Origin of the sequence: Lactobacillus sp. ESL0237 (assembly GCF_003692985.1) — a bacterium.
Lineage (GTDB): Bacteria > Bacillota > Bacilli > Lactobacillales > Lactobacillaceae > Lactobacillus > Lactobacillus bombicola.
In genome coordinates, this window is record NZ_REHE01000004.1 from 1 (window position 1) to 18458 (window position 18458).

At 34.7% G+C, this 18458-nt stretch carries 22 protein-coding genes and 1 pseudogene; 20 read left to right on the forward strand and 3 right to left on the reverse strand.

The features are described 5' to 3' along the window. Positions 1–126, forward strand: a pseudogene (gene araD, locus F5ESL0237_RS00865) (L-ribulose-5-phosphate 4-epimerase); the annotation flags it as partial. 45 nt (positions 127–171) lie between these two features. Here the strand turns inward: araD and F5ESL0237_RS00870 are convergent. Next, entirely contained in the window at positions 172–831 is a 660-nt protein-coding gene (locus F5ESL0237_RS00870) for a hypothetical protein (protein WP_122024385.1), read from the reverse strand. A gap of 62 nt (positions 832–893) precedes the next feature. Between F5ESL0237_RS00870 and yaaA the strand changes: the two genes are divergently transcribed. From yaaA to F5ESL0237_RS00925, 11 genes are all read left to right on the forward strand, one after another. Continuing rightward, the gene (yaaA, locus tag F5ESL0237_RS00875; protein WP_122021234.1) at positions 894–1661 is read left to right on the forward strand and encodes a peroxide stress protein YaaA; all 768 of its coding nucleotides are present in this window, start codon (positions 894–896) and stop codon (positions 1659–1661) included. Positions 1662–1686: 25 nt separating this feature from the next. Further along, positions 1687–2292, forward strand: a complete 606-nt coding sequence (locus F5ESL0237_RS00880) for a histidine phosphatase family protein (RefSeq protein WP_122021235.1) — start codon at positions 1687–1689, stop codon at positions 2290–2292. Positions 2293–2383: 91 nt separating this feature from the next. Next, the gene (locus F5ESL0237_RS00885) at positions 2384–2905 is read left to right on the forward strand and encodes a TetR/AcrR family transcriptional regulator (RefSeq protein WP_122021236.1); all 522 of its coding nucleotides are present in this window, start codon (positions 2384–2386) and stop codon (positions 2903–2905) included. Beyond that, positions 2905–3966 (forward strand): ABC transporter permease, encoded by a 1062-nt coding sequence (locus F5ESL0237_RS00890; protein ID WP_122024386.1) that lies wholly within the window; start codon positions 2905–2907, stop codon positions 3964–3966. The genes F5ESL0237_RS00885 and F5ESL0237_RS00890 overlap by 1 nt, the downstream gene beginning before the upstream one ends. Before the next feature lies 1 nt (position 3967). Continuing rightward, positions 3968–4645, forward strand: coding sequence for an ABC transporter ATP-binding protein (locus tag F5ESL0237_RS00895; RefSeq protein WP_122024387.1), 678 nt, complete (start codon positions 3968–3970; stop codon positions 4643–4645). A gap of 473 nt (positions 4646–5118) precedes the next feature. Beyond that, positions 5119–5340, forward strand: a complete 222-nt coding sequence (locus tag F5ESL0237_RS00900; RefSeq protein WP_122021239.1) for a hypothetical protein — start codon at positions 5119–5121, stop codon at positions 5338–5340. Between the two features lie 128 nt (positions 5341–5468). Then, positions 5469–6089: a TetR/AcrR family transcriptional regulator gene (locus F5ESL0237_RS00905; RefSeq protein ID WP_122021240.1), complete on the forward strand. Its 621-nt coding sequence runs from the start codon at positions 5469–5471 to the stop codon at positions 6087–6089. Between the two features lie 139 nt (positions 6090–6228). After that, the gene (locus tag F5ESL0237_RS00910; protein WP_122024388.1) at positions 6229–6768 is read left to right on the forward strand and encodes an NADPH-dependent FMN reductase; all 540 of its coding nucleotides are present in this window, start codon (positions 6229–6231) and stop codon (positions 6766–6768) included. 11 nt (positions 6769–6779) lie between these two features. Then, positions 6780–7328: an NADPH-dependent FMN reductase gene (locus F5ESL0237_RS00915; protein WP_122021242.1), complete on the forward strand. Its 549-nt coding sequence runs from the start codon at positions 6780–6782 to the stop codon at positions 7326–7328. Between the two features lie 85 nt (positions 7329–7413). Further along, positions 7414–8205, forward strand: a complete 792-nt coding sequence (locus F5ESL0237_RS00920) for a tyrosine-protein phosphatase (protein WP_122021243.1) — start codon at positions 7414–7416, stop codon at positions 8203–8205. Between the two features lie 7 nt (positions 8206–8212). Further along, entirely contained in the window at positions 8213–9136 is a 924-nt protein-coding gene (locus F5ESL0237_RS00925) for an FAD:protein FMN transferase (RefSeq protein ID WP_122021244.1), read from the forward strand. Between the two features lie 67 nt (positions 9137–9203). On the opposite strand, the gene F5ESL0237_RS08600 is transcribed toward F5ESL0237_RS00925, so the two are convergent. Beyond that, a complete protein-coding gene (locus tag F5ESL0237_RS08600; protein ID WP_122024389.1) occupies positions 9204–10136 on the reverse strand; it encodes a C39 family peptidase in 933 nt (310 codons plus the stop codon). Between the two features lie 293 nt (positions 10137–10429). Next, the gene (locus tag F5ESL0237_RS00935) at positions 10430–10966 is read right to left on the reverse strand and encodes a CvpA family protein (protein ID WP_122024390.1); all 537 of its coding nucleotides are present in this window, start codon (positions 10964–10966) and stop codon (positions 10430–10432) included. Positions 10967–11122: 156 nt separating this feature from the next. Between F5ESL0237_RS00935 and rsmG the strand changes: the two genes are divergently transcribed. The 8 genes from rsmG (at position 11123) to F5ESL0237_RS00975 (ending at position 18433) form a co-directional block, all read left to right on the forward strand. Further along, complete coding sequence (gene rsmG / locus F5ESL0237_RS00940) at positions 11123–11845, forward strand: 16S rRNA (guanine(527)-N(7))-methyltransferase RsmG (protein ID WP_122021247.1); 723 nt, start codon at positions 11123–11125, stop codon at positions 11843–11845. A 17-nt stretch (positions 11846–11862) separates the two neighbouring features. Then, positions 11863–12711, forward strand: coding sequence for a nucleoid occlusion protein (gene noc, locus F5ESL0237_RS00945; protein WP_122021248.1), 849 nt, complete (start codon positions 11863–11865; stop codon positions 12709–12711). Positions 12712–12726: 15 nt separating this feature from the next. Then, positions 12727–13506: a ParA family protein gene (locus tag F5ESL0237_RS00950; protein ID WP_118896590.1), complete on the forward strand. Its 780-nt coding sequence runs from the start codon at positions 12727–12729 to the stop codon at positions 13504–13506. Further along, entirely contained in the window at positions 13484–14371 is an 888-nt protein-coding gene (locus F5ESL0237_RS00955; RefSeq protein ID WP_090093728.1) for a ParB/RepB/Spo0J family partition protein, read from the forward strand. The genes F5ESL0237_RS00950 and F5ESL0237_RS00955 overlap by 23 nt, the downstream gene beginning before the upstream one ends. Further along, positions 14364–14639 (forward strand): DUF951 domain-containing protein, encoded by a 276-nt coding sequence (locus F5ESL0237_RS00960; RefSeq protein WP_090093727.1) that lies wholly within the window; start codon positions 14364–14366, stop codon positions 14637–14639. The genes F5ESL0237_RS00955 and F5ESL0237_RS00960 overlap by 8 nt, the downstream gene beginning before the upstream one ends. A gap of 25 nt (positions 14640–14664) precedes the next feature. Continuing rightward, positions 14665–15765: a redox-regulated ATPase YchF gene (gene ychF / locus F5ESL0237_RS00965; RefSeq protein ID WP_122024391.1), complete on the forward strand. Its 1101-nt coding sequence runs from the start codon at positions 14665–14667 to the stop codon at positions 15763–15765. Positions 15766–15774: 9 nt separating this feature from the next. Next, a complete protein-coding gene (locus F5ESL0237_RS00970; RefSeq protein ID WP_122024392.1) occupies positions 15775–16557 on the forward strand; it encodes a DUF1129 family protein in 783 nt (260 codons plus the stop codon). 151 nt (positions 16558–16708) lie between these two features. Further along, positions 16709–18433: an ABC transporter ATP-binding protein gene (locus F5ESL0237_RS00975; protein WP_122024393.1), complete on the forward strand. Its 1725-nt coding sequence runs from the start codon at positions 16709–16711 to the stop codon at positions 18431–18433. Positions 18434–18458: the final 25 nt, after the last annotated feature.

Genomic DNA, 18458 nt, shown 5'->3' on the forward strand with positions numbered 1-18458 from the left:
TTAACTAGAGCAGATAGTCATGTGCCCCAGTATTTATTAGATAAGCATTACTATCGAAAGCATGGTCAAGGAGCGTATTACGGGCAAAATAATGCCCAGTCGCAGACCCATGCGAAAAGAAAATAACCTATAATAAAGAAAGGCTAGGTGAACCTAACCTTTCTTTTTGGTTTAAAATTTAGTTTCTTTAATATCATCTTCAGGCCGATGTTGTTGCACACGGATAATCTGCCATGGGAAATTACTGCTTGTTGCGGTTTCTAAATTAATAATTAAGCTACCATTTTGATAACTAAAAGTTAATGGTGTACGATTTTCAATCATTTCAATCCGATTAGGTTCTTGAGTAAGACCGTTAACTTTAATTTTTTGGGGGAATGATTTTTGGACATAAATATAATTTTGATAAGGCATATGCCGATTTTGTAAAATGAAGCTATTACCGTCAACCGTAAGATTGCAAGGTGTGCTTTCATTAAAAGCATGCCCAAAAATATGCATCCAGCTATTAATCTGTTCAAGCATCTCTTTAGTAGCTGCACTAAAGCTACCATCACTATTAACAGCAATGTTGATTATAGATGCTTTACCAACTTTACGGTTTTGGACTAATGTTTCAATAATATTTGTTGTAGCTAAATCTTCACCAGTTGCAATAGTAACTAAGTTAATGGAATATTTGGCACAAGGAATTTGTAATTCATTTTCTAAGCGGTCAGCAGCAATTGCCCGCACACCAATATTACGGGCCGTTTTAACTAAAAAGTCCATATCTATCTCTTGGGCATTTTTTAGTTTAAAATTTAGGATGATAGCAAAATCAGGATTCATTAATTCTCTCTCCTTAGTATATATAGTATTAAGTTTAACCTAAAAGGAGGTAAATACGAAAGATGAAAATTATTATTTCCCCGGCAATGAAAATGAAAGTTGACCATGAAGCTTTTTTAGCTCAGTCGCAGCCAAGCATGATCAAAAAGGCTCAAGAATTAGTTGATTTTCTTAAGCAGTGCAGTTTTTTGGAGTTGAAAGCAATTTGGCAAGCTAGTGAAAATACAACCAAAGAAGGACAAGAACAGTTAAAAGTTATCGACCTAAAGCAAAACACGGAGTTAACTCCGGCAATTATTTCTTACTCCGGTATTCAATATCAATATATGGCACCAGACTTGTTTACTCAGCCAGCGCTTAAGTATTTACAGAAAAATGTGCGAATTTTATCAGGACTTTATGGCATATTACGCCCCTTTGATGGTGTTTGGCCTTATCGTTTAGAAATGAAAAATAAAGTTCGCGGCTTTAGTGAGCCTAATCTTTATAAATTTTGGGGTAGTACCTTAGCTGATAACCTGTTTAGCAATGATGATGTAGTGATTAATTTAGCTTCTAAAGAATACTGGTTAAGTATTAAGCCTTATTTAACTAGTCTAAGACAAATGATTACCATTGAATTTCAAGAAAAGAAACAGGGAAAATGGCAGACTGTTGGGGTTCATGCCAAGATGGCGCGGGGCGAGATGGTTCGCTTTATTGCAGAACATCAACTAACTGATCCCCTCGACTTACAAAATTTTAACGATTTTGGCTTTGAATTTGTTCCAGAAGTTAGTAGTCCAACTACATATGTTTTTAGAACAGAATTTGATTTTAAACGACGTTAAGTAAAAAACGGAGGTAATCGCAATCATGGAAATCGTTTTTATACGTCATGGTGAAACAGAATTAAATAAAACAGGTAAGATTCAAGGTGCTTATTTTGACTATGACTTGAATTCCCAAGGTAAAGCTTATGCCCAAAAAGCCGCTGCTGTTTTTAATCCGGGTAATTTTGATGTGGTTTTTTCAAGTCCAATGAAAAGAGCATTGACAACTGCTAGAATTTTTACTAAGGGACAAAAGGAAATTAATATCGACCAACGGCTAGTTGAACATAACTTTGGTGAATGGGACGGGCAACTGCTGTCTGAATTAGGTAAAAAGTACCCTGATGCTGTTGATCCCTGGGGTAAGGCAAGTGCTAGTTATGTTAAATATGCACCTAGTGGTGAAACTTTTGCTGAGCTAAATGAACGGTGCGCAAGTTTTTTAACTGAAATGCAGGAAAAATACGCTAATAAGAAGGTATTGGTTATTTGCCATGGTACATTAATTCGGATGATGTTTGCTCATTACTTTACAGCTGGTGATCTGAATTACTTTCAGACCATTGATAATTGCGCATTAGCTAAAATTTCTTATTGTAATCAAACGCCACGGATAAATTATTATAATCGCTTATTAGCGCCACAATAAGACCGTGCATTTTAATTGACGTAAATTAAATTTAAAAGTATGCTAATTATTAAAGTGACACTGTGTCACTTTTAAAAGAAAGTGTCAACAAATGGTCAAGTCAACTTTTATCAATTTGCCACAGGCAAAAAAAGATTTAATTCAACAGGCCTTATTAAATGAGTTTGGTACCTATCCCTTGCAAGAAGCACAAGTAGCTCGAATTGTAAAAGATGCCGGCATTGCACGGGGAACTTTTTATAAGTACTTTATTGATTTAAAGGATGCCTATCAGTATCTTTATCTTTGTGCTATGGCGGAGCTACATATACCGATCCAACATACTTCAGCTTACAAGCCACAACTTATTTATAATATGGTGGTAGATTTCATTAAGCAAACACAATGTAGTAAATATGTTAATTTAATTAGAATTCATATTCTATATAACGAAAGTATGGTCAATCACCCTTTTCCTAGTGCGCTACTAAGTCAATTAAGTGCACAAAACTGGAGTGCAATGGTCTTAAGTCATGGAGCAATTCGAATGATTTTTGAAAATCCGCAGCAAGAAAAGGTAGTATTAGAACGCTTTAGGTCTGGACTTGAATTATTAGAAAAAGGAGCAAATTAGTGTTTTTAGCAATTAAGGAAATTAAGCGAGAAAAATTACGATATGGCTTAATTATTTTGATGATTTTTTTAATCAGCTATTTAATTTTTATATTATCTTCTTTAGCAGTTGGATTAGCCAGTCAAAATACTCAAGCTTTAGAATCATGGGATATTAGGCAGGTGGTTTTGAATAAAAATGCCAATGTCAATATGAGTCAGTCTGTTTTAAATGAAACGGATTTAAAACATGCTAATTTAACTAAAGATGAAGCTTTACTAGGACAAACCCCCGTAGTTGCCAAAAGTAAAAATAGACCACAAGTTTCAGCACAGTTTATTGGGATTAAAAAAGCGCAGTTTATTTATCAAGACCAAGAAATTATTGCTGGTCGAAAAGCTAATAATAGTAGTGAAGTTGTTGTTGATCAAGCATTTAAAGTTAAAGGCTATCAGCTAGGCGATTATTTACAGTTAAATAATTCAAAGAAAAAATATCAAATTGTTGGTTTTGCTAAAAATGCGAAGATTAACATTGCCCCTATAATTTTTGGTACTTTGGCAACGTGGAAAACTTTGCGTCAAGGAATGCCTAATATGCAAGCGTCAGCAATTATGTCAAGGCGCACTGATTACCGCAATGATCATGGCAACAATAAGACATATACAATTAAATACTTCATTAATAAATTACCGGGCTATACGGCCCAGAATATGACTTTCCAACTGATGATTGGCTTTTTATTTGTTATTTCTCTTATTATTATTGCCGTTTTTTTATATATTTTAACCATGCAAAAAATGCATAACTTTGCGGTAATGCGGGCCCAGGGTATTCCAAGTGCTACCTTAATTAAAGCAACCATTAGCCAAGCGTTAATGCTAGTTATCATCGGCGTTATACTAGGGCTTTTGGCAATGACTTTAACAGCTAAACTGCTCCCTGCAGCTGTACCAATGAGCTTTACGTCTGAAATTGTGTTAAGTGGTACTATTGGAATGATGATAACAGGCTTGATTGGTAGTTTGATTCCGATTAGATCAATTTTGAAAGTTGATCCAGTAAAAGCAATAGGTGAATAAGATGGCAGTGATTGAATTAAATAATGTACAAAAGGTTTACGGCAAAGGGGAAGCTAAAGTTGTAGCTCTTAAAGATATAAATTTTAAAGCGGATGAAGGCGATGTGGTCCTTATCATGGGTCCTTCTGGTGCAGGTAAAAGTACTTTTTTAACAATTGCTGGTTCGCTACAAAAGCCTACTTCTGGTCAAGTTATAGTAGGCGGAGAAGATATTTCTCATCTTTCAGCTACGCAAAGTAATAATTTAAGATTAACGCGTATAGGCTTTGTATTACAGGCATATAACTTAGTTCCTTTTTTAAAGGTAAAAGAGCAATTTCAACTAGTTGATCGGGTTAAAAAAGATAATAATATTAGTCTTGTAGTGCTAAAAAAATTATTAAAGCGATTAAAAATTAGTGATTTAGTTAATAAGTATCCAAATGAATTATCTGGGGGACAACAGCAACGAGTAGCTATTGCTCGCGCACTATACGCGAATCCGGAAATTATATTAGCTGATGAGCCAACTGCCTCACTAGACAGTGAAAATGTTGATGAAGTGGGCCAATTATTTAAAGAGTTAGCCAAGGATTATCATAAAGCAGTCATTTTGGTAACTCATGATCCGCGATTAAAGAAATATGCAGATTATATATATGAAATGATGGATGGAAAAATAGTAAATAATAATAAATAGGCAATAAAAAGTATTCAAACAAAAAAGCCCTAGTTTTTTAATGATTAAAAACTAGGGCTTTTTTGTTTAATAACATATATAGATTACTTATAAAATGAGAGGCTAATTTTGTTAGTTAAGATATCAATTTTAGAAAGCGCTTATCTTTATGATAAATGGCGCTATTTCAATTCAGAAAACGTGTTTTGTTCTTGACAAAGTAGTTTAAAGTTTACTATTCTAAGTATTAGATAATTAATTGTTATTTTTTAAAATCATATGGATAGTAGGCTGTAAAAAGGCAAACTTTTACGGTAAGCAATCTATTAGTGATTAAAAAGGCATAGAATTAAAGTTTATGCCAAAATAACAAGAAATTATAAATGTGTGTTTGTGTTAAATGTGTTACTTTGTACTTTTATCTATTGAACTGTAGCTTGTATAGTTTGGCGGGATGAAAAGTTTATTTGAGTTTGTTTTGATGAGGTATAACAATGAATGAAATTCCAGAAGATAAATCAGTTGAAGTATCAACTGATTATGAAAATCAAAGTATTAATATGAGATTTTCGGAAAACTTAACTGATGATCGTGAACGCGGTTATATTTTATCTGCTGCTTTCTTTTCCTTTTGCGCATCTCAAGGATTAAGCAAGTCTGAAATAATCGATATGGTTTCATCTTATTATGATGAGTTTTTAAAAAATAATGCCTAAACTCCCGTTACATTGCTGAAATAATTTAATTATACTGTTTCAGTATTTGTTTTATAATTTTCTTTTATAAGTGAAACAGGACAAAAAATAAAAGAACAGTCACTTGGGTTAATTAAGGGAAAACCAAAATGGCGAGAAAAAAAGAAATAGGAAGAAATAAAATATTAAATGTTGCTTATAAGATGGTTGTCAAAGATGGCATAGAATGTCTTACTGCCCGTAATATTGCAAAAGCGGGCCATTTTTCAACGCAACCAATATATCTAGAATTTAGTAGTATGGAAGAACTACGTAAAGAGGTTCTGCGAAAAATAGCTAATAATTTAAAGAACAATATTTTACAAAAGGAATATACTAATAAGCCTTTAGTTGATATGGATTTATCTTATATTGATTTTGCTCAAGACCATGAAAAATTGTTTCGGGCAATGTTTGTTGATGGGAAATTTGGTAGTAAAATTATTTCTGATACATTAATTAATCTAGGAATTGAAAAATTTAAGCAACAATATGATGATAATGGTTACAGTAAGACTAAAATTAAAAATATCGTGATTGCTAATTGGATTACTACAATAGGTCTTGCTTCATTGATTGTTAATAAAATTGCTGCTTTTTCACAGTCTCAGATTGTAAACGTCTTAAAAGCACAAGTCAATGACGCAATTCGGAATGATTGGCTTAGCAGAAATGATAATATTTCATTATTTGATGTTGATGACACTAAGACGGAGAAAAAGGCAAGATAATTAGACAAGCGTTAACGTGAATATTTAATTTTTGGCATTTCTTTAAAATGCAGTAATTTGAGTGCAAGTTTATGTAAAATCAATATCAAAAATGTTACAATTATCTAATAGAAGTTAGTTTTCTGAAAGGTGGTTTTTTATGAAAATCCTTGCATTATCTGGCTCAAATGCCAATAATTCGTTTAATGAGGCATTGCTTAAGTATATTACTAAGCATTTTGCTGATAGATATGATTTTAAACTGGTGACAGTTAAAGGATTACCAATGTTTAAAGAGGGTGAAGAGCTCCCCGCAGCTATTCAAAGTTTAAGTGAAGAAATTAAGGCCGCTGATTTAGTCTTAATCGGTTCACCAGAGCAACAACACTCGGTAACTAGCGCTATGAGTAGTGCACTTGAATGGTTATCGAGTTCTACACGTCCTTTTAACGGTAAGCCAATTGTTATTGTGTCAACTTCACCAATGCCTCAAGGTGCTGCTCGTTCCCAAAGCCGGTTAAAGAGTTTGTTGTCTGCACCAGGTTTCAATGCCCTAGTGTTTAATGGTGATGAGTTTATGATGGGCACTGCACCAAGCCAATTTGATGAAAATGGTGACTTAACTAATGAGTCTACTGTTGAATTCTTAGGTCACTTCTTCGATGAAGTTGACGAATGGTACGCACAAATTACTAAGTAGGAGGACCAAGAATGAAATTATTAGCAATTGTTGGTACAAATGCACCTTTTTCATATAATCGCTTTTTAGCTAAATTTATTGCTAAGCATTATGGTGATAAAGCTGATATTGAAGTAAAAGAAATTGATAAGCTAACCCCATTTTGTAGAACAGAAATGGCTGATGAATCAATTAAAGCTTGGATTGAGGACATTAAGAGCGCTGATGGTATTGTAATTACTACGCCGGAATATGATCATACTATTCCAGCTGCTCTAAAGAGTAGTCTTGAATGGCTGGGTTCACATGCTGGTCCAAATGTAATGAAAATGAAGCCAGTTGCTGTAGTTGGGGCTTCAGTAGGTGGCCAAGGTAGTAGTCGTGCGCAAGAAGATATCCGTGAAATTCTTCTTTCTCCTGATATGAGTGCTAATGTTTTACCAGGAAACGAAGTTTTAATTGGTCAAGCAGCAAGTAAGTTTGATAAAGAAACTGGTAACTTGACTGATGAAGCGACTATCAAGCAATTAGATGGTATGATGGACAGTTTCTTTAAGTTTGTTGAACAAGCAAATAAATAATTTTTTGCTAGATTGATTAGCAGAGAGTAAAATAATCGGATAGAAGTAACTATCCGATTATTTTTTTATTAGTAGAGGTATTAGTATGTCTGATCCAGTTGTTTTACCAGTCAAGTCTGTTCGCAACCCACGTGATTTAGGCGGATACGTTGGAATTGATGGAAGAAAAATCAAGTTTCATCGTTTATTAAGAGCAGGTAATTTTAGTAAAATAACTTTAAAGGACGAACAGTTTTTGTTGAACTACGGCTTAAAAAAAATAATTGATCTGCGATCACCGACTGAATGTAAAAAAAATCCTGACCGGAAATTACCAGGTGTCAAACATTATCATTTTCCACTTTCTGATGAAGCTAATTCTGGTGGCAGTAAGTTAGATATGCAAAAAGAATTTGCTAAGTATCGCTGTGATCAATATGCTGGCTTTAAATTGATGTGTCAGCGTTATCATAATCACGTGCTGACTAAAAGAGCGCAAGCTAGTTTTCACCAGATTATACAGACTATCAGTAAAACAGACACAGGGGCTGTCTTATATCATTGCTCAGAAGGTAAAGATAGAACGGGTTTAGTTACGATTTTACTTTTATATATTTTAGGCGTAGATATGGAAACGATTAGATGTGACTACCTATATTCAAACTATTTACTTAATGAATATAGGGCAGTACGTGATCAAAGCTTTAAAGAAAATGGCGAAAATGAAATGTTTCGAGCCAATATGCGTGTATTAGGGTCAGTGGCGAATACATATTTTGACACTAGTTTAATCGCAATTAATAAAAAATATGGTAGTTTGGATTCATACATCGTTAACCAATTAGGCATTGATCATCAGATGCAAGAACTGCTTAGAGAAAAATATTTGGAGAAATAAGAATAAAATGATTGAAGAATTGGCATTAGAACAAGCAGTGGGACAGCATCATGCTTTAGGCACAACCATTACTTTACAAATTTTTGGTACCAAAAAAACTAATATTATCGATAAATCCTTTGATTTAATTGATTATTATGAAGATTTATTAACAGTTAATCGGGATAAGTCTGAGGTAATGAGTATCAACCATGCTGCAGGAAAAAGTGCGGTGCAAGTATCTAGTGCAACTTACGATTTAGTTAAGTTGGCGGTAAATGAAAGTCGCCAAAATTATGGTTTCAATGCCTTAATTGGGCCACTTGTCAAATTATGGTCAATTGGCTTTAAAAATGCGCATGTACCGACGAAGGAACAGATTACCCAAAAAAAACAGTTGATTAATCCTTTTAATGTTGACTTAAATGATACTGATCAAACTATATTTTTACAGCAACCTGGTATGGAACTTGATTTAGGTGGGATAGCCAAAGGTTGGATTGCAGATCGCATTCGTGATTATTGGCGTGCTTTTGGTGTACATGCAGGTATTATTAATTTAGGTGGAAATATTTTATTGGTAGGTAAATCACCTAAACGGGCTAATGGACAATGGGTAGTTGGGGTACAAGATCCTAAAGCAGCTCGTGGTAAAAATATTACCTCGGAAATGGTACCAGAATGCTCAGCTGTAACAAGTGGTACGTATGAACGTTACCTTGAAGTTGATGGACATAAATATCATCATTTAATTGATCCACGAACTGGTTACCCTGTTGAAACTGATTTAGCGGGAGTGACTACTTTTACCAAAACTTCAGTTCAAGCTGAAATTGAATGTAAGCGATTATTTTTTGCGCAGCACCCGATTGACAAGTGGCACGATGACCCTAGTCGAATAGGAGCAATTTTTGTTTATAATGACGGACATCTTGAACGTGACAATTTTTAAAGTAGTAATTTTTATGTTGAAAAAGCCTAGGATATTTAAAATCCTAGGCTTTTTTGTAAAATAATAATTATTTGAGTGTAATTGCTTTATGGCAGAATTCATTTTGTAAAGCGGCTTTGGGTACCCAGGCAATCGCACCGTGGTCATATGCCATGTTTTTGCCACCACTACCAGCACCATCATTTCTAGAATAGTAGAGAGGGTCATAGACACGAAAATCCCCATGACGATAGCCAGTGATTACCTTACAGTGATTACGGACATAATCACCAGGCTTTTGGTATGAAGAAAAGCCGTAAAATAAAACAGGTTTTCCAGCTTGAAGATACATTTTAATATCATTAAGAGTTAGATTTTTTTTAGAAATATTAATAACATTCTTGCCTTTATCAAAAGTACGAGCATACTTACTTAATGCGCCTGGTTGAATTACATAGCCAAAGCCTACGCCAGTGTATACATTGCCTTTTTGACCACCTTTTGTTGGTTGCATTGGTAAATTATCCTGAATTTTTTGCAGTAAACTAGTAGTAATTTCTTGTCCTTGTGAGCCTAAGAGCATTGCCATTGAAGCACCAGCACATCCCCAAGGTGTTTTAACGGGGACATACTGGCTTACATAAGGAACCTTAATTAGTTTACTTTGGTTAGGTTTAGCTACAGCGTTTTGATTAATATAACCAATTGCGGGCTGATTTTTTTTGCTAATCCAGTAATACTTTTTACCATTATGAGTAGAAACATGCGAAACTACAAAATTTTGGTGGAAGTATTTGGCACTGGATTTTTTATTTTCAAATAATCCCTGATATACGCCATAGTTCTTTTTGATAACGGCCACGTTAAAAGGTTTAACCTTTTTAGAAGCTAGTTCAGTAGTTGGAGCTACTGAATCGGCACTAACTTTAGAGATTAAACTGTCATTAGCAACTGGAACATATAGCAGTAAAGCTACGCTGATAGTAATAATCTTTTTTAATATTTGCTTTTTATTCATCATAAATCTCTATCCTTTCTATATGTAGTTTACCTTAATTATTTGAGTTATGCATAAAAACTTTATTGTTCGTTTGTTTTAAATCATAAATACTTGGATCCATTCTAATAGTGCAAAAAATTAAGGTGAATTTTATAAAAGTGCTACTGCTAAATACGCTAAAAATTTATAAGAAAAGTCTTGGGGGCATTAGTAGTTAAAGTATATAAAAAGCAAGTAGAAAAACTACTTGCTCTGTCATAAGCTAGCCATATTTATGAGTTTAATATTCTGTGAGTGAAAAGCATAGTGCTCCATTATGCTGCCGTGCGACTAATGCTAAAAATCATGTTAAACATTCCGTTAGATAGTATTGGAGTATTGTAAATAATAAACCGGATAAATGCTGAATCGAGCGTTTGCTGAATAAACCAAGGATTTTGGAGCGCATTTATCATCGATAAAATAATGTAAACAAAGAAATAACTAGCAAATAAAGAAGCGATCCCGCCTAAGACGCCATCTAAAATAGTACCAAAGCTAGTTGAATGCGGGTTTTTATTTGGAACCCAACTTTTAAAGATTTTAATAATCCATTTGCCAACGAATAAAATGATGAAAAAGGCTAAGAAACGAAATAACATTAAGTTGGTTGCTGGGGTTAAAGTTGTTTGAATATTTTGTCCAGTAATCTGACCATAAATCCAATTGCCTAAAGGATTTTGAAAAAGAATAGCCATGATAAAAACGATGGCCGCAAAAATTAAATTAATAATTAGCTTGGTAAACCCAGTTTGATAACCTTTATATGTCTTAAAGGCTAAGTAAGTCAGAACAATTAAAGTAACAATCATTTTTTTCTCCTTTGAAGCTATTATAGCTTATTTTATGTGTTTAGACTTTGACGACAGTCAAAAAATATTCCATAATTATAGGGATGTATGGCTTTACAATAAGTCGTTTTTAGCGTTAAATTTATAGGGTGTGAAACAAGGTTTCACGGGTGAAAAATGAATCCTGAACAATTTGTCCAAGAATTATCAAAATGTAATTGTAAATTAAATGAAAAGCAAATCAACCAATTTAAGCAATACTTTACTAACTTGGTTGCTGCTAATCGGCATGTTAACCTCACGCGGATAACTGCTGAAAGTGATGTTTATTTGAAGCACTTTTTTGATAGTATTACGCCATTGTTGGTTTTTAACAATATTTTCAAAAATGAAAGTAAGATATGTGATGTAGGTGCCGGAGCAGGTTTCCCATCAATTCCACTTAAGATAGTGCAACCAGAAATTAAAGTTACAATTGTTGATTCATTAGGTAAAAGATTAACTTTTTTACAAAACTTGATTGAACAATTGAAGCTTAAAGACGTAACTCTTGTTCATAGTCGCGCCGAAGATATTGGTCAAGACAAGCTTTATCGCGAGCAGTTTGATATTGTAACGGCAAGAGCAGTGGCTAATATGGCAGTTTTAAGTGAATATTGTTTACCATTGGTCAAAAAAGGTGGTTACTTGGTGGCATTAAAAGGCCCAAAAGCTGAAAGTGAATTAAGTGCGGCTAAAAAAGCTATTGCTTTATTAGGAGGAAAATTGCTAGAAGTAAAAGATTTACAATTACCCAATAGTAGTGAAGAACGAACCTTAATTCTAGTACAAAAAACGAAGGAAACACCTAAAAAATATCCACGACAGGCGGGGACCCCGCACCGCAAACCGATTCACTGATTAGGGAGGATTATTACATGTCATTTTTTTCTTCTTTACGGCATCATGATGAGATTCCTAAAGATAAACAAATTCAAGATATTACATTAAAAGAGATTGAGCCTAATTCGTACCAACCGCGGCATGAATTTTCAGATCAATCAATTCATGAATTAGCGGCAACGCTTGCTAAAGACGGCTTACTTCAGCCAATTATTGTGCGTGAAAAAGGTGAAAAGTACGAAATAATTGCTGGCGAGCGGCGTTTTAGAGCGGCGCAACAATTAGATTGGAATACCATACCAGCTATTGTTAATAATATGACTGATAGTCAAGCTGCTTCACTGGCTTTAATTGAAAATTTACAACGTGAAAATTTGAACCCGATTGATGAAGCACAGGCTTACAATAATCTAATGAAGATGAATAATTTAACACAGACTACTTTAGCGCAAAATATTGGTAAGTCGCAATCTTATGTTGCTAATAAATTGCGCTTATTAAAATTAACGCCTAAAGTCCAAAGTTATTTGATAAGTGGAGAAATAACGCCGCGGCATGGCCGTTGCTTAGTTGGGTTGAGTGAAAAAGACCAGGGTCGGGTTTTAGACGAAATTTTAGCTAATAATTTGAATGTTAGTGATACCGAAAAGATTATAAAAGATGTTGATGGCTATTTTGCCAGTAAAAAAGTTAAAGCGCAGGAAAAGGATGAAGCTGAAAAAACGCAGCGGGCAGTTAACCGAATCCCTAAAGATTTGAAGGTCCAAATTAATACCATCAAACAAGCGGTAAAATTAGCTAAAGACTCAGGGATTAAAGTTAAAGTTAAAGAAAATAATAATCCTGATGATTATAAAATTACAATCGAATTAAAAAGAAAGTAGGAAGGCATGGAGAATATGGTAAGTGTGATTTCGGTGGCTAACCAAAAAGGTGGAGTTGGCAAAACGACAACGACCATTAATTTGGCAGCTTCGATTGCCAAACGTGGCTATCACGTATTAATTGTTGACATTGATCCTCAAGGCAATGCAACTTCTGGGTTAGGAATTGAAAAGTCAGAAATCGATGAAGATATCTACAGTGTTTTAATTAACGATGTACCACTAAAAGACACGATTTTCCATACTTCAACTGCCAAACTAGATTTGGTTCCGGCTACAATTAATTTGTCAGGAGCCGAAACTGAATTGATTAGTATGATGGCTCGAGAAACGCGCCTGAAGTCCGCTTTAGATACAGTAAGTGGAGACTATGATTTTATTTTTATCGATTGTCCCCCGTCTTTAGGGCAATTATCAATCAATGCTTTCACAGCTTCTGATTCTATTCTGATTCCCGTTCAAAGTGAGTATTATGCAATGGAAGGCTTAAGCCAGCTGCTAAATACAATTCGATTGGTTCAAAAGCATTTTAATAAAGATTTGGGTGTTGAAGGCGTACTTATGACAATGCTAGATGCGCGAACCAACTTGGGAGCAGAAGTAGTTAAAGAAGTTAAGTCGTATTTTTCAAATAAAGTTTATCAGACGATTATTCCAAGAATTACTAAGCTAGCTGAAGCTCCCAGCTATGGTGAAGCAATTACTGAATATGCCCCTAATTCACGGGGGGCAAAAGTTTATGATGATTTGGCTAGGGAGGTGCTGAATAACCATGGCAAGAGACTCAAAAAGTAAGGAAACCAAAAGACATGGCGGTTTAGGACGGGGCATCGAGGCTTTATTTGAGGATGAGCCGCAGATTGAAGAAGCTGAAGAGGAAATTCAAGATCTTGCCTTAAGTGAGATTAGACCGAATCCATATCAACCTCGCCGTAATTTTGACGAAAAAACTTTGAAGGAACTAGCTGATTCCATCAAAGAAAATGGAGTTTTTCAACCGATTATTGTGCGTAAATCTGTAAATGGCTATGAAATTATTGCAGGTGAAAGACGTTGTCGGGCATCTAAGATTGCTAAAAAGACTACGGTTCCAGCAATTGTTCGTGCTTTTACTGAAAGCCAGATGATGGAAGTTGCTGTTTTAGAAAACTTACAACGTGAGGACTTGACCCCGCTTGAAGAAGCTCAAGCGTACGATATGCTTCAAAAAAATCTCGGCTTGACACAAGAAGAAGTCTCTAAGCGTATGGGTAAGTCACGTCCATATATTGCCAACTATTTACGCTTATTGACCTTGCCTAATAAAACTAAGCATTTGTTACAGCATGGTGATTTATCAATGGGGCAGGCTCGGACCTTGCTCGGGTTAAAGAATAAGGACAAAATTGATGAAGTAGCCAAACAGGTTGTTAAAGAAGGCATGCCTGTGCGTAAAGTTGAAGCACTTGTTGCCAAATTGAACTCACAAAAAACGCATAAAAAGGCAGTGCAAAAATCAGCGTTTATTAAGGCTAGCGAACATCGTTTAGCTGATAAGTTAGGTTCGAATGTTAATATTTCTGAAAGTAAAAAGGGCAGCGGACGTTTAGCTATCTCTTTTTCTTCTGTTGATGAATTGAATCGAATTCTTGATATTTTAGGTGTTGATCTTGATGAATAAAAATATTCAATACAATTTAGCTGATACTGTATTGATGAAGAAGCCACATGCTTGTAAGATTAATAACTGGGAAATCTTGCGATTAGGTGCGGACATTCGTTTGAAATGTATGGGCTGTGGTCATATTGTTTTGATGCCACGCTCAAAATTTGTCCATAATTTCAAAAAAATTTTGGCTAAGGCTAATGATCCAGTCAATTTGAAAAATGAACAATATGAGCTAAAAAATACAATAGTTCAACCAAATTTAATCCAAGATAATAAGTGATTTTGATAAAAAGAAGAGGATAAATATGTCATTAACTGCTGGAATTGTTGGCTTACCTAATGTCGGGAAGTCTACTTTATTTAATGCAATTACTAAAGCTGGTGCTGAGATGGCTAACTACCCATTTGCTACCATTGAACCAAATGTTGGGATGGTTGAGGTACCGGATAAAAGATTAGCTAGAATCCAAGAATTAGTTCCTGCTAAAAAAATTGTCCATACTACCTTTGAGTTTACTGATATTGCAGGGCTGGTCAAAGGAGCATCTAAAGGTGAAGGACTAGGCAATAAATTTTTAGAAAATATTCGCCAAACTGATGCAATTATCCATGTAGTCCGGTCATTTGAAGATGATAATATTACTTCAGTTACTGGCAAAGTTGATCCTGAAGAAGATATTAATACAATCAATTTAGAATTAGCGATTTCAGATTTAGATGCAGTTAATCGGCGCATTGATAAAGTTAAAAAGTTAGCGCAGCAAAAAGACAAAGAAGCTAAGGCTGAATTACAAGTTTTACAAAAGATTAAGCCCGTTCTAGAAGAAGGTAAAGCGGTACGCTCAATTAGTTTTAATGATGAAGAAGAAAAAATAGTAAAGGGTCTATTTTTGTTAACCGCTAAGCCGGTAATTTACGTTGCTAACATTGCAGAAGAAGCAATGGCTAATCCTGAAGCTGACCAATATTACCAAATTGTAAAAAAGCATGCTGAAAGTGAAAATGCTGGTTGCATTGGTGTTTCTGCAGCAACTGAAGAAGAAATTGCTGGTCTAGATGAGGATGAAAAAGCTGAATTTTTAGAAGCCGAGGGTGTGAGTGAGTCAGGATTGGATCGACTAATTAGAGCAGCTTATCATCTTTTGGGATTGCGCACGTTCTTTACAGCAGGTGGACCAGAGACACGAGCATGGACCTTTCATGAAGGAATGAAGGCGCCCCAAGTTGCTGGTGTAATTCATTCTGACTTTGAACGAGGCTTTATTAGGGCAGAAGTTGTCTCATTTGCTGATTTAAATAAATATGAGACCATGCAGAAGGTCAAGGAAGCTGGTAGGTTGCGTCTTGAGGGAAAAGATTACGAAGTGCAAGACGGTGACATTATTGAGTTTAGATTTAATGTTTAGGAAAAGATAATGGCTGAAAATAAAAATGCTGAGCAAACAAAAATTGATGCAAATCAGCAAGAAAAATTAAAAGAAAAAGTTGCGGTTCAAAATAAAGATGATCAAATTAAACAGATGAGTTCCCAGGAACTGCGAAAAGAACTTAGTAAAAAGAATGCTGATTATATTTTTCGTTTACAAAAGGAGTTAGAAACCCAAGGTAAAATGAGCCAAGAAGAAGCGCAAAAGCGTATTGATTTACTGTTGCCTGAAATAGTGCTAGCGCAACACCATGGGCGACCGGCTTCTAATTTTTATACGATGTCGCCAAAATTAAAAGCAGCTGATTTAATTAAGCCAAAAGAGAAAACAGCTGCAGATATTCCCTTTTGGCAATATGCAGTTGATGGTGCATTAATTTATGTGGTACTTTTTGTTGGTATCTTTGGGGTACTAGCACTCTTTCAGACTAATTCTAAAGCCAATGCACAAATGGGCATTTTAACTTTAATTAGTGTCGGCGCTGGTATGGGAGCACTGATGACCAAATATAATGAATTAATTTTGCCTGCAACTGGTAAAAGCAATAAAATTCCTTGGTCTAAGTTGATTTTAGGTCTAGTGACAATGATTTTAGGGTTACTAGCTTTGATGTGGCTATTGTCGCTACCTGCACTAAAAGTAATAAATCCAATATTACCTGGTGCAGCTAATATTATTATTGCAATTGTTGTTTATGGTATTCGTTGGTTATTTAGAAAACATTATGAACTGATTGGTTCGGTCTTTTCACCAGTAGCCAGAAACAAATAGAGTGCTTTTTGTCAAGAAAAGAGCTATACTTAAATAACTTTATATATAAAAAGGATAAACAGACACCGATGAGTCTGTTTATCCTTTTTAAAATAAATTGCTCTTAGAAAAAGTATAAATGTCATTTTGACTTAATAGAAAGAGGTATTTAATGATTAATACGCTGCGTAAATCTATTAGGCAATACAAAAAATTGTCTTTGCTGTCGCCGCTATTTGTTACCGGAGAAGTTATTATAGAAATGCTGATTCCATATTTAGTTGGTATTTTAATCGATAATGGAATTATGAAGGGTAATATGCCATATATAACTAAGTGGGGTTTGGTTCTGTTTGCAATTACAATTACTTCTCTTATTTTAGGAGCGAGTGCTAGCTATGTTTCGGCTCATGCTGCGGCGGGGTTTGCTGCTAACCTGCGCAAAGATATGTTTTATCATGTACAAGATTATTCGTTCGAAAATATTGACAAATTTTCTAGTGCGAGTTTAGTAACTAGAATGACAACGGATGTTAATAATGTCCAGATGTCATATCAAATATTGATTAGAATTGCAGTTAGAGCACCAATGATGTTAGTCGTTTCCATAATTATGTCATTAATTATTAGTCCACGGCTATCATTAATTTTTGTGGTAATTGCTCCAATTTTTATTCTTCTACTGGCCTTGGTTATCAAAAGTGTTAATCCTTATTTTCCCAAAATATTTAGGGGATACGATCGGATGAATGAAGTTGTGCGTGAAAATGTTCGGGGCATTAGAGAAGTTAAGACTTTTGTGCAAGAAGAGCAACAAACAAACCAGTTCAAAAAAACGTCAGGTTTTATTTATAAATTATTTGCTACAGCGCAAAAGATTATGTCACTCAATTCAATGATTGTTATGGCCGTTTTGAATATTTCTAATTTAGCTATTTGTTGGTTTGGAGCGAAAGAAATTGTTGGCGGTAGCTTACAACCAGGACAACTTATTTCAATGTTTTCCTATTCCAATTCAGTTTTAAATAGTTTAAATATTTTAGCAATGATTTTTACCCAATTAGTTATTTCGGCAGCTAGTGGGCGAAGAATTGCGGATGTAATCAATGAAAAACCATCGATTGAAAATCCACGTAAACCATTAACGCATTTAACTAATGGCGAAGTAATCTTTGATCACGTCAACTTTAAATATAATCAAGAAGATAAGAATTTAGCTTTAAATGATATTAATTTAAACATTAAATCAGGTGAAACTCTTGGTATAATCGGTCGAACAGGGTCTTCAAAATCCACGCTAGTGGCAATGATACCGCGGCTTTACGATACAATTTCAGGAGCTGTCAGAGTTTCTGGGCACAATGTTAAATCATATGATTTAAAAACACTGCGTGATAATGTAGCGATGGTTTTACAAAATAATGTTCTGTTTTCGGGAACGATTAAAGAAAATTTAAAGTGGGGTAATGAAAATGCAACTGATGAGCAGATTTTAGCTGCTGCGAAAATTGCTCATGCAGATGATTTCATTAGTGAAATGCCCAATCAATACGATACAATGGTTGAACAAGGTGGTAGCAATGTTTCTGGTGGACAAAAGCAGAGAATTACGATTGCTCGTGCCCTCCTTAAAAAACCCAAAATTTTGATTTTGGATGATTCAACTTCAGCAGTTGATACTCAAACGGAGCGAGAAATCAGAGAATCTCTAGCTAAAAATATGCCAGATACTACCAAGATTATTATTTCACAAAGAATTGTTTCAATTAAAGATGCAGACCGAATTGTAGTAATGGATGAAGGTAAAATTCAGGATATTGGCACGCATGATGAATTAATGGAACGTAATGATTTATACAGTTCAATTGCAAAATTCCAAGAAGAACAGAAAAAGTAGGTGATAAATTTGGATAAAGCAGTAG

What these genes read in the sequence shown, in the direction of transcription:
- F5ESL0237_RS00870 (WP_122024385.1), bottom strand. Translation starts at nt 831, where the DNA reads ATGAATCCTGATTTTGCTATCATCCTAAATTTTAAACTAAAAAATGCC.
- yaaA (WP_122021234.1), top strand. Translation starts at nt 894, where the DNA reads ATGAAAATTATTATTTCCCCGGCAATGAAAATGAAAGTTGACCATGAA.
- F5ESL0237_RS00880 (WP_122021235.1), top strand. Translation starts at nt 1,687, where the DNA reads ATGGAAATCGTTTTTATACGTCATGGTGAAACAGAATTAAATAAAACA.
- F5ESL0237_RS00885 (WP_122021236.1), top strand. Translation starts at nt 2,384, where the DNA reads ATGGTCAAGTCAACTTTTATCAATTTGCCACAGGCAAAAAAAGATTTA.
- F5ESL0237_RS00895 (WP_122024387.1), top strand. Translation starts at nt 3,968, where the DNA reads ATGGCAGTGATTGAATTAAATAATGTACAAAAGGTTTACGGCAAAGGG.
- F5ESL0237_RS00900 (WP_122021239.1), top strand. Translation starts at nt 5,119, where the DNA reads ATGAATGAAATTCCAGAAGATAAATCAGTTGAAGTATCAACTGATTAT.
- F5ESL0237_RS00905 (WP_122021240.1), top strand. Translation starts at nt 5,469, where the DNA reads ATGGCGAGAAAAAAAGAAATAGGAAGAAATAAAATATTAAATGTTGCT.
- F5ESL0237_RS00910 (WP_122024388.1), top strand. Translation starts at nt 6,229, where the DNA reads ATGAAAATCCTTGCATTATCTGGCTCAAATGCCAATAATTCGTTTAAT.
- F5ESL0237_RS00915 (WP_122021242.1), top strand. Translation starts at nt 6,780, where the DNA reads ATGAAATTATTAGCAATTGTTGGTACAAATGCACCTTTTTCATATAAT.
- F5ESL0237_RS00920 (WP_122021243.1), top strand. Translation starts at nt 7,414, where the DNA reads ATGTCTGATCCAGTTGTTTTACCAGTCAAGTCTGTTCGCAACCCACGT.
- F5ESL0237_RS00925 (WP_122021244.1), top strand. Translation starts at nt 8,213, where the DNA reads ATGATTGAAGAATTGGCATTAGAACAAGCAGTGGGACAGCATCATGCT.
- F5ESL0237_RS08600 (WP_122024389.1), bottom strand. Translation starts at nt 10,136, where the DNA reads ATGATGAATAAAAAGCAAATATTAAAAAAGATTATTACTATCAGCGTA.
- F5ESL0237_RS00935 (WP_122024390.1), bottom strand. Translation starts at nt 10,966, where the DNA reads ATGATTGTTACTTTAATTGTTCTGACTTACTTAGCCTTTAAGACATAT.
- rsmG (WP_122021247.1), top strand. Translation starts at nt 11,123, where the DNA reads ATGAATCCTGAACAATTTGTCCAAGAATTATCAAAATGTAATTGTAAA.
- noc (WP_122021248.1), top strand. Translation starts at nt 11,863, where the DNA reads ATGTCATTTTTTTCTTCTTTACGGCATCATGATGAGATTCCTAAAGAT.
- F5ESL0237_RS00950 (WP_118896590.1), top strand. Translation starts at nt 12,727, where the DNA reads ATGGTAAGTGTGATTTCGGTGGCTAACCAAAAAGGTGGAGTTGGCAAA.
- F5ESL0237_RS00955 (WP_090093728.1), top strand. Translation starts at nt 13,484, where the DNA reads ATGGCAAGAGACTCAAAAAGTAAGGAAACCAAAAGACATGGCGGTTTA.
- F5ESL0237_RS00960 (WP_090093727.1), top strand. Translation starts at nt 14,364, where the DNA reads ATGAATAAAAATATTCAATACAATTTAGCTGATACTGTATTGATGAAG.
- ychF (WP_122024391.1), top strand. Translation starts at nt 14,665, where the DNA reads ATGTCATTAACTGCTGGAATTGTTGGCTTACCTAATGTCGGGAAGTCT.
- F5ESL0237_RS00970 (WP_122024392.1), top strand. Translation starts at nt 15,775, where the DNA reads ATGGCTGAAAATAAAAATGCTGAGCAAACAAAAATTGATGCAAATCAG.
- F5ESL0237_RS00975 (WP_122024393.1), top strand. Translation starts at nt 16,709, where the DNA reads ATGATTAATACGCTGCGTAAATCTATTAGGCAATACAAAAAATTGTCT.